We start from the raw sequence: 14,197 nt of genomic DNA, 5'->3' as shown, positions 1-14,197 counted from the left end.
ACGGTTATGTTAAAAAAGTTAGTTAATTATGTTTAAAGTTAACACGATATGTGAATCGCCCTACACATTTTGAGGTGTTATTACACCGAAATTTGTGGAGGGCTGATAATATAGTTGACTTATGCATTTACCACTCTGCATTTCTGGTGTAGCCAGAGTTTTTATCCAGCGATGCTTCCCCATTGCTGTGAGAAACTCTAATTCCAGTTCATATCCCTCTCCATCATTGATGGCTTTTCCCATCGCGGCAGTTAATTTTTCTCCTGATTCTCCCGGAAAAAATTTTAATGCTTCCTCAAGGGTGGGTTGATAATCTTCAGGTACTTCATGAATTTTACGGGTTATATCACTCCAGTAAACAGACTGGTTAACCAGGTCAACTTCCCAGCCACCCACTGATGCCGCCTCTCCGGTATTAATTATAAATGCTTCACTTTCTATTAGTTTTGCTTCAATCTGTTTTCTTTCAGTGATATCATTAAAAGTTATAACTGCGCCATAACCTTCCAATGGTATTGGAGCTGATGAAACATTTAACCAGGTCACATCACCGGTTTCTTTCACGATTCCCATTTCCACATTTTCCACTAACCGATTTTCTTTTAGTGCCCGAACACGGGCAAATTGCTCTGGTAGCATCTCAGTCCCGTCTGGGTGAATGATTTTCCAGGGTTTTCCATCGATCATTAATTGTTTCTTTTTCCCCTTTGCTATACCAAGCAAATCTTCTGCCATTTGATTTCTCTCAACTATCTGACCTTCTTTATCAGCTATAGTTACACCTATGGGTAAAGAATTAAAAAGCGTCATATATTTGGTCAATGAGATCTCTAATGATTCCTCAGCTTTAATTCTATCTGTCACATCTCTGATAGAGCCTACAAAGGCAAGAACATTGCCCTCATCATCCTGCTTGAAAAATACACTTGTTTCTCCGGGAAATACTGTTCCATCTTTCTTCCGGTAATTTACGATATAATTGAAATTTCCCTTGGAATCCTTATGATCCTGTATTGATTTACCCAGATTCTTATAATCTTCCTCACTGCCATATACTGTTATAGTCTGGTTCCCCTGTAATTCCTCCAGACTGTAACCAAACAATTCTTCAAAAGCTGGATTACAATCGATAATTTGCCGATTAGTATTTGCTACCAGAATTGCATCCCGAAAATTATTGAACAATAGCGAGTAATCCTGGTGCCGGATATAGTGTTGTTTCCTGGATTCAAGCTGATCAATAAGGGTATCAAGGCTAAAACTAATCAATCGCTGATTTATAGGTTTAAGGATATATCCATAAGCACCAAGTTTGTCATACTCTTCCAGGGACTTATCAATTTTTGAAGAATTTGTGATAATTATCTTAACGATATCCTGATACTTTATCTCGCTATTGAGTTCAAGTAAGATCTTCTTAGCAGGATCTAATTCCTTTTCCGTATCTATAAATACTAATTCTATCTTTTCTGTTTCCAGTATTTTAAGAGCTTCGAGTAGATTTCCAACTCGGAATATTTGATAACCTCTTTCAGTCAAAATTTCACTAAGTGATCCGCTCCCTTCATGATCAAAAGCGATTAATAATGCACTTTTGATATTCCATTTCTCCATAAATTCCCCTTCATCACTGTGATTCAAGCCAAGTTTCTAAGCTTGCACACATTTATACGCTATATAATGTAATCAGATTATGAGTTTTGGCAATCAATTCCGCTGAAATTTGAACATAACCAATGAAATTTTATCTTCCTATCAAATAAGAGATCGGAATAAAATAGTTCTTTTTTCAGGGTCGAAAGAAAACTTTGAGATTATTGCTTGATAAATATTTGGGGATATTTAGATTTTGGTTTGGGAAACATGATGAGTGATAATATACATAATAAGGGCAATAAACGGGACAGGGAATGATAAAATAATTATTTTACGCAGGAGGAATTATGCGACGCTTTTTAGTTTTTCTTATTTTTGTTATGGTGATGACCTTATCAGGAGAATGGACAGTAGTAGAAACTTTTATCGTACCGGAAGGGGCAGCGGGTCTTGCCTGGGATGGGGAATATCTTTATTGCGGGATATATGGCGTGGATGGTGATGAATTTTATCAGATAGATCCTGCTGAAGGGAGCTGGCAATTTGCATTCAGTGTTCCTGATCTTGGAGATTGTTTTGGTCTCACTTATGATGGAGAGCATTTATGGACAACTGATCATCCCGGTTCCGCTGCGAATCCGGCAATCGCAATGGAACTGGATATGAATGGCAATATCATTTCTCAATTTAATCTACCAGATCATTATATGTCTGGTATTTGTTATGATAGTGGAGATTTCTGGGTGAGTACTTACTATGATCCTGATGGATTCATCTATAGGCTGGATGATGCAGGTAATATTTTGCAGAGTTTTGCTGCTCCAGATAATCAGCCCTGGGATTTGTGCAGGGAAAACGAGTTTTTATGGATGGCAGATTACTGGGGTGATGCGCTTTATAAGATAGACCCCACCGATGGTAGTCTGATCGAAAGTCATGCCTCTGAGGGTGTGGATCCTTCGGGAATTGTCTACGATGGGCAATATCTCTGGTATTGTGATAATGGACAGGGTGCTGGTCAGGATTATCTTTATAAAGTTGATCTGGGAGGAGGTGGTAATCCTGCAATCGAGCTGGGCTTCACAGAATATGATTTTGGAGAAGTGATAGTGGGGGAGACGGGTAATGTGGATCTGCCAGTAAATAATACAGGGACAGCGAATTTGAGTGTGACTTCTGTGGAAATACCCTCTGCTCAGTTTTCAGCTATATTTCAACCGCCTCTGGTTGTAGAGCCGGGAGGAACTGGTTATATTGGCATCACTTTCAGTCCTGATAACTGGGGAGATTTCAGTGCAATTATGGAGATTGGCTCCAATGATCCTGTGAACCCGCTGGAGGAAGTGGAGCTTACGGGTAGTGGTGTATTTGCTGACGCCGATATTGAAGTGACTCCGGTAAGCCTTGATTTTGGTACGGTGCGCGTGAATGGCTATACCGGGGAACCAATAATGATCAGTAATCAGGGGACAGGCGATCTAATTATCAGTGATATGGATATTGCGGGAGAAAATTATCAGATAAATGTCCTTGATGAATTGCCGGTAACTTTGGCAACAAATGAAGTTTTTGAATTTAGTGTATGGTTCAATCCAACAGCTGAGATGAACTATCCAGGGAATCTGATGATAGTCAGTAATGACCCGGATGAAAGCCCGTTTGAAGTGAGTTTAGCGGGAATCGGAGAGATCCAGAATTTCACGATAGGTCAGCAGATCTGGGAATATGAGATAGACACGAGTTATGATAACAGCCCAAAGGCTATTAGTGCAGTCCCAGATGTGAACGGTGATAATCGGGATGATGTGATCATCTGCTCAGAAGATGGCTATATCCGCTGCTTTAATGGAAATTCTGCTGATTGGGCAGATGTGGTTTGGGAAATTGAACTGGGTAATGTGTATTCACAGTCAGGACTGTCAATCGCTGATGATATTGATGATGATGGCTATGTTGATGTGGCAGTGGGGACAGCAGGGGGCAGAACTATTTATCTGCTTTCAGGGCTCACTGGTGAAGTGATCTGGGAACATGATACCACAGAATATGGCAGCGGGGGCTGGGTCTATCAGGTTGATAGCAGTTATGATTATAATGATGACGGGCTTAATGATATATTGGCAGCAGTGGGAAATGATGGTAATGGCACTGGTCCGCAAAGAGCATACTGTCTTGATGCAGTTAGCGGAATATCTATCTGGGAGTTTTATACTGCCGGACCTAAGTTTTCTGTGCTCGGGATTTCTGATGCTAATGATGACGGAGTGCCTGACGCTGTGACAGGTGCCTCAAATGTTAATGAGACTACAGGACTTATTTATGGAATAGATGGTGCTAATGGTAATCAGATGTGGGTTCATGCAGCTTCGGGGTCATCTGTATGGGCTTTGGCACAATTAGGTGATATTAATGGAGATGGTGTTAGTGATGTGGCAGCAGGTGATTTCAGCGGAAATTGTTATGGACTGAATGCTGCCAGCGGAAACGAACTGTGGAGCGGAAATATTGGCACTTCCATTATCCTGCGCTTTGCTTTGCTGGACGATGTGAATAGTGATGGCTATCCTGACATCAGTGTAGCTCACAGCACTTTTGATAATGCAGTAGTCTTAGATGGTTTTGATGGCTCTAATATCTGGAGTCAGCCGGTAGCTGACCAGCCCTGGAATTTATCACGCATTGATGATATCAGCGGTGATGGTATAAATGATGTGGTGGTAGGTACTCTATTTACCAGTTCTTATGTTTATTATCTGGATGGAGTGAATGGCTCAGAGCTTTCATCAGTATATGTGGGAACTCCCGTAGATGCCATCGGCGTGATCCATGATATTGATGGCAATGGCAGCATGGAAGTGGTTGCCGGAGGACGTAATGGCTGGGTTTATTGCTATTCCGGTGGAACAGCTTCCGCTGTCGGAACTATTCAGGGATATGTATATGACAGCAATATGCAGCCTTTGGAAGGAGTTGTAATAGATATAGGTGGAATTATTGTGATCACGGATGTTTCGGGATACTTCATGTTGCAGTTACCTCCAGGTTACTACCCCTTAAATGCTTCATTGGAGGGATATCTCAATGTGTCAATGAATGTAACTGTGATAGAAGGTGAAACCACTGAAGTGGAGATCATTATGCCGTCTGAAGAAGAAATTCTTCCTCCGCAAAATGTGACAGCAGATGAAGGTGGATATATAAGCTGGACAGCTCCTCCTGGAGCTTTGCTATTTAATATCTACTGGGATGGTAATTTAATGGCGCAAACAGAGGAAACGTCTTTTCAGATGTCCGGTCTGATATTTAATCACTATTATGAAATCGGGATTTCGGCTGTATATGAAATGGCAGAATCTGAGATGGTCACAGTAGGTTTCATCTATACCGGCTATCATCAGTTTGGAGATATTGATGATAATGATCAGGTAGAAGCCTTTGATGCAGCGATAGCCTTGCAATATGTGGTGGGACTGGATCCGGTTGTAGCACCCTTGCCCTGGGAAGACTGGCGTATTGCTGTGGCAGATGTGGATGGCAATGATGAAGTAGGAGCCTATGATTCTGCTCTGATTTTGCAATATGTGGTTGGAATCATAGAAATATTCCCGGTAGAATTACCGCTCAGATGTGATGCTCCACTGGCAAATGTAGATATTAGAGTGGAAAATGATCGACTGATCTTTAGCTCTGAGAAAAATCTTTATGCCTTTACTTTGCAGGTTGATAATAGCGATAAAATACTGGGAAATCCTAATATTTCAGGTGAAGAAGTTATTATGGCTTATAATCAGGAAGATTATACCCTGGCACTGGCATCAGCAAGCGAGATTAAGGGTGATTTTTTGAGCATTCCTTTCAAGCACAATGCTTCTGAAATATGTCTTTCTCTGGTAATAAATACTGAAAAGATCAGAAGGACAGTTTATTTAAATTCTGATCCTGTTGTCAGTAGTCTGAACGGAAATTATCCTAATCCCTTCAATCCCGAAACCACCATTTCATTCCAGATAGCAGTAGGTGAAACGGGTGAATTAAGCATTTTCAACGTCAAAGGTCAAAGGCTGATAAAAGAAAGCTTTGGCAGCGGGGAACATACTTTCAGATGGCAGGCAAAGGGATATGGTTCAGGCATCTATTTCTACCGTTTAAGTACAGGTAGTTTCAGTAAAACTTATAAAATGGTAATGATCAAATAAATGACAAGATAAGTATGACTTGCACCGCTGGAAATAGCCGGCGGTGCACATGCACTTAGCTGTTGAAAGTTTTTATTTGCGGTGGGATGCTAGATATAATTGATTTAATTTGCCAGCAAATGTGAATAAGAACCTTGAAATTTCTAAATGGAGGTATTTTAGCAAGTCGCTTAACTGTCTTCTCCGGTGTTGATTGAGGATGACTTTTGTGAATTGGAGGTAAGTTTTAATTTTATTTATTCAATACTTCCAGTTTAACTTCTTTTTCAATTCGTTTTAATTCATCACTCGGGACTTGCATTTTTACAGCTAAATTTTGGATTGCATCCATTTCAGTTTTATCAAAATCATTATCAGAAAGAGCACAATAATAACACAAACGAATCAGGTAATAACGTTTTTCAGGATTGTTCTGATAAATCAAGCAGATATCATCCACAATTTTATCTAAGTTTAGATTATTATTTTGATAATCTTCTAAAATTTTATCAAAAATATTCAATATTATCTCTTTCTCATAGTTACCAAATTTCTCAGAAAGTTTAGTGAGCTCGTATGGTCTTTGCTCCAATTGAAAGATTATGTCATTAATAATCTGTTCTTTCTCTTCACGTTTAAGAATACTATCTGCTTCAGCAATGTGAATTAAGATTGCCATACTACTGGTAACCAGGGAAAATTCTTCAAAAATTTGTTTTTCTTCATCAGTTCTTGGTTGATAATTCTTAGGTTTAAAAAAATCTTCTATAGAATAGTTGGATTCTTTTGTAACAGAAATTATACTTCCAATACTATTTTTCCACCTTGTCATTTTAACCTCCATTTATTAAGTTTATTTTATTATCTTAATTAAAGATTTTTTTTAATTTCTGTCAAGTAAAAAATCACCCATCTCGCCGGATTTAAAATGAGACTGTTCAATCTCCACCAGCCAAAACCTTGCGGATGGTCGATAGACCTACGCAATGCTTGATACGAGGACAGCAAATTATAAGTCTATACCATTAATCCAGTTAGCCATGTTAATATTCTGATCATATCGGTCAACCATTGCGAAGGACAAGCCAATTCGCAGGTCTCAGACAGGTCAATTCCACTAAAATTGACAAATATGATGGATATATGCACTTTTTTGCTACAAAAAATGAAAACCTGCAACGATATCAATTACTTAGGTTGAACATTCTCATTATGTAGCTTAATCGTCCTCGATTAAGCATTCTTTACACCCAATCAATCAAGGACGATTGATCTACGTATAGGATAAAGATTGAACAGTCTCTCTATAATCAATTAGATTGGAAGGATATTTCATTTGACAGAAAGGTAAAGATAAAATAAATATAATGAAAAGTTGAGGATGTAATTGAAAACATGATAAATAGATTGATCAAACCTTTCAGGAACTGGATTGCTGGTACGCCTTCTATGCTGCTTACTAATATTCTGCTTACGCATCGATGTACGCAAAACTGTCTGCAATGCACTATTCCACAACAGAAAACTGATAATGAGTTTATGCGATTTAGTGATTTCCAGGTGATTCTAAAGCGGCTGACAGGGCAGGGTTCTCTTGGTTTAACTCTTTCTGGAGGTGAACCGATGTTGCATCCTGAGATTGAGAAGTTTGTAGCTTATGCTCATAAGACCGGTTTTTTACGTCTGCACATTCTAACTACGCTATACTATCCGGAAAGCGTTTTTATAAAGCTGTTGAGTATTTTGGAAAAATATCCTGTTTCACTTTCCTGTTCTTTTGATGGATTTGGTGAAACTGCTGACTATTTGCGAGGTGCAAAAGATGTGGCAGCAATTGTAGAAAGTAATATGCGAAAGATTAATGCTCTTATGCAGGCAAAAGGAATTAAGCGGAAAGTCGGTATGAATATCGTCTGCAATGGACTGAATCTGCAGCAGATCCCTGATATATTCAAACTGGCAGAAGAACTGGGCTGGAAAGTGAATCTGGATATGTATCGTTGGCTTTCTGACAATCAGAAAGAATGTGAGGAACTCAAGCACACAGATATGGCAGCAATAGGGGAAATTGTAAAACTCGCCCAGGCTTCAAAGGCAGTATGGACGCCTGATTGGCTGATGCTTGGTTATACAGATTATCTGCAGGATAATTTTGAAAAATTCTGTCCATATTTGATCATGCCCTCTTTTGGCAGCAAATTTTTCATCAATCCTGATGGAGAAGTTGAGGTATGTTTTGGTGATCCGGTGGGTAATATTCTCAAGCAGACTCTCTCAGAGATATTTGCTTCGGAAGTATGGAAAGCCAAACGGGAGCAGTTCCGCAAGTGCAAAGGCTGCTGGAATACCTGCTATACCCTTACTGCAGGAGTTTTCCGCCACAAGTATTTAAAAGATATTTTCAAAGCCATAAAAATGGTGAAATGATCAGTCAAAAATGCTGAAAAAAAACAGGATAGACAGCTCCATTATACTGCCCATCCTGTTATAGAGATAAAAAACTCAGAAGAGTTATATTACCTCAGGAGGATCATTTTGTGTGCCTGGCTTTGCAGATTTTCGCCTTTTAACTGATAAAAATATACGCCGGAACCAACTTGTCTGCCCTGCATATTACGGCAATCCCATTCTGCACCTTCCTGTCCGGCAGGGATTTTATTTATCAATTGACCTTTGATATTATAGATTTCAATGAAAACATCTTCTTCGCTGCGTGGTAATTCATAGCTTAAATATGTCTTACCAACAAAAGGATTAGGATAGTTATTTATCTCAATAAAGCTGACTATTTCATCGTCTCCCACTGCTACAGTCGGAACTTCTATTTTTTGCATATAAAGACTGGGATCTTCTTCCTGATAGAACTCTGCCCGGCTGTCACTCCAGACCAGATAGTTATCTCCGGCAGAATCAGTAGAAAGCTGGAAATAACCCTGATCTTTGGGTATATTGCAGACCGGGAAACCTATTTCTGGAATACCTTCCCACAGATTGCCATCAAGATCATAAAAAGCACCGTAGATATCATAATTATCATTTTCCAGTATGAACTTCGCATATACTGAAATCACACCGTTATTATAAGATATTTCATGCCCCGAGCAATGTTCCTGAGCAAAGGGTTCTACCCCATTATTTTCCCATAATTGCTCACCTTCCAGATTAAATTTCTGGATTTTTAAATTGAATGTGTCCATCTGTTTTGTGGAAATCAGGAAGGTATTATTATCAATTATCTCCAGGTCTGAAATGGTAGCGGGAGCAGCAGAATCAGTCAGCAGCAATCTGCCTTCCTCTTCCCATTCTATACTGCCATCTGGATTGACAAGCTGACCATAAATGTTGCGATCTGTCATGTCAATTCTCTCATACCAGATAACCAGTAATTGATCAGAAATCAGTTCTGCATCGTGATAACGAAGAAATTCTTTGGCTCCCGAAAGGTTCACCCCAGGCATTTCCCAGCCCGGATAAACATCTCCGTTCTCATCAAATCGTGCTATCAGTAAACTCGATTGGTTATATTCATCATTCATTATCAGGCAATAATCTTCTACTAAAGCTTCTGTGCTGCAATCACTATAAGCAGGAAAATCCTGATAAACAAGTCCGTTTAGTCCCCATTGCAAACCTGCTGCCGTCACTCTCTGCCGATACAAAGCTACTTCATTCTCAAACAGATGACCAGACCAGGCAAGATTGAAACCATCACCTTCGGTAATGATCTGCAGATCATTATTTAGAAATTCCACTTCCTCTTCTATCAGCCGCAAACCTGCGTCGTCAAAATAAATATTACCTTCAATATCTGTCATCTGGAAATATATTCCATTATTTCCCCATTTCCGGAAACCTATACCAATGCGCGTATTATCTTCTGATAATGCCATCACAATTCTTCTTCCTGCTCCATTACTCACACATATACCATTTTCGGCAAAACGCTTTTCACCAGTTGCATTATCCACTATCTGCAGATATACCTCTCCAATTACAGAATCAGAACGCGTATCTATCCAGGATATTGCTGTAAATTCGTCACAACCGGCAATAGAAAAACCATCTACGCTGCCACTCAATTGGCTATAGATATATTCTGCTTCTTCACCGTATTCCAGATTTCCAGCATTATCTACCTTCTGAAGATAGATCCGCTGTTCACTACTGCAATCTCCATACCAGCCCAGCATCACTTCAGTTTCTTCACATTGCAAAAGCTGAGGATAAAACCCCCTTCTGCCCTGATCAAATATCAATCTGCCACCTGGTTCAAACATTTCCTCCATTTCTGAATTCAAATGCTGCAGCCAGATGTCTGGAGGAGAATTTTCAGATTGACAATACCACAAACCGCCATTCTGATCAGCAGCAAAATCTGAAACACCAAAATAAGTATTGGAAGAAACCACTATAGGTTCTCCAATAATTTCACCGTCAATATTGAATTTACTGAACCATGTATAATGTGCGTCTTGATATGAAACCCAACTGCAGAAATACTCATCTTCTCCAGAAGGCACAAGCTTGAGGTGGCAAGCGTGATAATTATCCATTATCAAGTCGTTTTCCCAGGCATTTTCTCCTGCTTCATTTATGCATTTTATCCTTAAATCATTACCTTCATTACCAAATACAAAAGAATAGATTATAACTTTGCCTTCTGCTGTACTATATAAAACTGGAATTGATTCTGTGAGGGCATCCTCAAATAAAAGCTCTCCATTTTCCGTTAAAAGCTCTTCGCCAGATGGACTGAATAACTGATAATAATTTCTGAAGTTATTTGAACGATCATCTGCCCACATACAAAATATATTCTCCCCGGCAATTATCATAGCTCCTTCATCTTGACTATTATCCAAATTTGTCATAGTGATCCCATCAGAAGACCAGCCCTCGCAGGTCTCTCCATTTGGGTCTAACTTTATCACTCTGACCTGATACCAAGCATCTTCCTCGCAATTCAGGAGATAATAGGTATTTCCTTCTGCATCACATTCCATATTATAACTACATCCCAGAGTTTCACACATCGATGATACTATCAATCCGGTTTCTCCCCATAATATCTCACCCGATTCATTCAGCTTTTGTACCCGCAAACGTTGTTGATAAGTATTATAGGTTTCCAGCCAACTGATATAAATATCATCATTTGATACTTTGATAGTGTAGCCATGGGTAATGAAGTGAGTATTCACAAGCTGCACAGCATTTTCATCCCACAAAATATTACCTTCCGTATCAATACGTTGGGCTCGCATTTCCTGCTCTCCATTAGCTGCATCACTCCAGATTATCACGCTGCTGCCGTCACTCAACTGAGCGTCAGTGCCTTCCCAGTATAAATTTGTTTCCTGACGAATTGCCATCCCGTTTTCTTCCCAAGCCGTATATCCCCATAACCCTGTAATCAAACCCAGGACCAATAATAATAAAATAGTTTTCCGCATAATATCTCCTTTGCCATTTTTGACTACTAGTTTCACAACTGTTTACAAAGTTTACACTATTGTGTATAGTAGAATTACCTGTGATTCTATCATTAGTCCCAAAATCCCATATACTCCAGCAATTCCACACACAAATATGCATTATCAATATATAATTTAATTTTCAATATTATACATAAGCATAATTTGTTCCATAAAATCTGATTACTCATTTTTATTTGACCAACACTACAAATAATATCAATCAGCAAAATCTCACCAATATTAATAAACCAGAAGAAAAAACCAACTGAACTCCCAATTATAAACCTGCTCTGAGAAAAATCATTATCATGATTTTCCACACATACCGGCACATTATTAATACTTAACCTGAGCGATTCTCGTTTGCTCATATCACTAATCTCTTTGGCATCTTGATGCTGTGAAAGATTTTGAAATACCATAAAGGTATTCCTGCAATATTTCGCAACCCAATCTGCACAAAGATATTAGCAATCTGAAACAAAACAGAATCGCACAGATTAGGTAATAGAAATATCTCTTTTAAACTCACTGCCAAGCCAACATAACCAAGCCCCAAAGAGACACCCTTGAACACTCCAGGAGACACTCTGGTAACAAAGGGGCAACCTATAGGTAGTGCAAGGCTGAACGGCATAACATCTATGTGTTATGCCGTTCAGTCTTGCCTTGCTTACTTATTGCCCCTTTCTTGCCAGTATGGTGCTGGAAGGTGATTAAACCAAAATCTAATTCCAGAAACAGAGTGAAGAATTCAATCACGAATAGCAAGTCGAAGACTGATTAGGTGACCTGGCACGAATTCAAGAATATTACCGAAAGTTGAGGTTGGAAAGAGCTAAATATTACTATGTAATTGATCTTATCAGGTTAGTAATCTCACCTGAAAGTTAACTAACATTGGCAGGAATGGGAGTGCCAGGGGTTTCAAGCTATGTGAAAAATAATATATTGCATGATTGGAAATATCTGACGATGAGCATAACATCGAATGCTTCTGAGAGATGGAATCGGAAAATCTCTTAAGTTATAGCAAAAAGGTACGGTTTGAAACCTGAGAAGTTTGTTAAGCAATTGATAACATCATTATGGCTGAAAGAAACAATCAACAATCCGATATATTTTGAACAGTGCTTTATTGAAAACATCGATTTGCCACGAATTTGTCAAGAAAACCTGAAAGTGTGCAATATTATTGATATTATGAAGCGTAAGTTGTTACAGGGGGCGGCGTGATGTTGAACAGTCTCCTAAGGCGGTGTGACAGATTCGGAAAAAAGAATACTTGACAATTTAATGTAACATTACATCCTTAAAACATAAATAGCAATAACATGGAGAGTAGATGTTAACAGAAAACGAAATAATAAAATTTACTAGAAATAAAGATCTTACTTTTGTGAAGTATTTGAATAGAGGTGGTTTCGGCATTACTGTTTTGCTAAGAGATGAAGAAATTGATACAGAATTTGTATGTAAAAAATATTCACCCGAATATGAATCTCAGAGAAGTGATTTTTATTCCAATTTTATCAATGAAATTAAGCTTATGCACTTATTATATCATCGTAATGTTGTTAGGATTTTCAATTTCTATCTGTATCCTAAGACAAACACAGGATTCATTGTGATGGAATACATTGATGGACACAATATTGAAGAATATCTCAAGAAGCATCCTGAGGAAATTAACAGTATTTTTTTACAAACTGTACAGGCATTTGAGTATTTAGAATTGAATAACATTCTTCACCGAGATATTAGAGGTCCAAATATCCTTGTAACACCAGAAGGAAATGTAAAAGTAATTGATTTCGGATTTGGTAAAGAAATTAAATTTGACAGTGATGAGAAAAAAAGTATAAACTTAAATTGGTGGTGCTCTTTACCAGATGAATTTTCAGATAATATCTATAATCATTCCACTGAGATATATTTTATAGGAAAATTGTTTGAATTATTAATCACCAACAATAATATAACTACTTTTGAATACAGTGATATTTTAAGGCACATGATTTGCAGTGACCCTTCAAGTAGATTAGGTTCTGCATCTGAAATTAACAAGCAAATCACTACTCGAGAGTTTTCAGGAATTAATTTCTTAAGCAGTGAAAAGCTTACATATCAGCAATTTGCAGATATGCTGCTAAGTGTAATAGGAGAAATTTTTTACGATGCGAAATACATTGATGAAATACAGCAAGTAATAAATAACTTGGAGAAGTTGAAACAAAATACTTTACTTGAAGATAATTTATTTGATAATAGAAAGTTAATATACTGTTTCATAGACGGTGGTTATTCATTCAGATCAAATGTTTTTCTAGAAATGGATGTAATAAGGAATTTTGTTCAATTAATGATAGGGAATCCTCTTGAGAAGCAGAACATAATTTACAATAACCTAAAAATACGACTAGATTCCATTCAAAGAACTCAAAAGGATGATGAAGTTCCATTTTAGATCATTTTCAGTAACAAGGATTTGATAATCATCAATAAAAGTTATAGGAGTATATATGAGTAGTAAAATCACTTTTCTGAATAATGATCAATTGATTGAGAAAGTTGTTTTAATAATTCTTACATCATTATTAAATTTAACTATTACAGTTATAAGCAATAATCAGACATTAAAACAACTAAGGGTTTTTTGACTCAATGACAAATCACATGAATATGCGACACATATTATTAATAAAAAGCAAGAACTAATCGGGCAGTACACAAGAATTATAAATCAATATAAAATGTTTGAATTGCACAAAGCTCGAGTTAAAGTTGCGGAATCATTGTTAGATAAAATATAAGGGGGGAGTTGTCAATGGCATTTTAAATTGGTACAGTTTTGGCACTCGTAACTGGTACAGATTTTCAGTTAATTTTGCCCTTCATTCTATAACTGTCACCAGCCATAACTACCGGTTCAGCATGATGAAGTAAACG

Annotated in this window: 7 protein-coding genes; 3 read left to right on the top strand and 4 right to left on the bottom strand. The window is 37.9% G+C overall.

The window, feature by feature from the left end; translation table 11 throughout:
* Positions 1–60 precede the first annotated feature (60 nt).
* A complete protein-coding gene (locus RAO94_13015) occupies positions 61–1,614 on the bottom strand; it encodes a PAS domain S-box protein (protein ID MDP8323262.1) in 1,554 nt (517 codons plus the stop codon).
* Positions 1,615–1,943: 329 nt separating this feature from the next.
* Between RAO94_13015 and RAO94_13010 the strand changes: the two genes are divergently transcribed.
* The gene (locus RAO94_13010; GenBank protein ID MDP8323261.1) at positions 1,944–5,792 is read left to right on the top strand and encodes a choice-of-anchor D domain-containing protein; all 3,849 of its coding nucleotides are present in this window, start codon (positions 1,944–1,946) and stop codon (positions 5,790–5,792) included.
* A 232-nt stretch (positions 5,793–6,024) separates the two neighbouring features.
* Here RAO94_13010 and RAO94_13005 read toward each other — a convergent pair whose 3' ends face one another.
* Positions 6,025–6,603 carry a TerB family tellurite resistance protein gene (locus RAO94_13005; GenBank protein ID MDP8323260.1) on the bottom strand — a complete coding sequence of 193 codons (579 nt, stop codon included), beginning with the start codon at positions 6,601–6,603 and terminating at the stop codon, positions 6,025–6,027.
* Positions 6,604–7,166: 563 nt separating this feature from the next.
* Between RAO94_13005 and RAO94_13000 the strand changes: the two genes are divergently transcribed.
* On the top strand, positions 7,167–8,198 hold the full coding sequence (locus RAO94_13000) for a radical SAM protein (GenBank protein ID MDP8323259.1): 1,032 nt from the start codon (positions 7,167–7,169) through the stop codon (positions 8,196–8,198).
* 89 nt (positions 8,199–8,287) lie between these two features.
* On the opposite strand, the gene RAO94_12995 is transcribed toward RAO94_13000, so the two are convergent.
* Together RAO94_12995 and RAO94_12990 are read right to left on the bottom strand one after the other, a co-directional pair.
* Positions 8,288–11,224, bottom strand: coding sequence for a T9SS type A sorting domain-containing protein (locus tag RAO94_12995; GenBank protein MDP8323258.1), 2,937 nt, complete (start codon positions 11,222–11,224; stop codon positions 8,288–8,290).
* 92 nt (positions 11,225–11,316) lie between these two features.
* On the bottom strand, positions 11,317–11,670 hold the full coding sequence (locus tag RAO94_12990) for a hypothetical protein (GenBank protein ID MDP8323257.1): 354 nt from the start codon (positions 11,668–11,670) through the stop codon (positions 11,317–11,319).
* A gap of 923 nt (positions 11,671–12,593) precedes the next feature.
* Between RAO94_12990 and RAO94_12985 the strand changes: the two genes are divergently transcribed.
* Positions 12,594–13,715, top strand: coding sequence for a protein kinase family protein (locus RAO94_12985; GenBank protein MDP8323256.1), 1,122 nt, complete (start codon positions 12,594–12,596; stop codon positions 13,713–13,715).
* Positions 13,716–14,197 lie beyond the last annotated feature (482 nt).

It is taken from the genome of Candidatus Stygibacter australis, from assembly GCA_030765845.1.
GTDB lineage: Bacteria > Cloacimonadota > Cloacimonadia > Cloacimonadales > TCS61 > Stygibacter > Stygibacter australis.
Note: the sequence above shows the minus strand (reverse complement) of the source record. Positions and strands in the feature narration are given on the sequence as shown.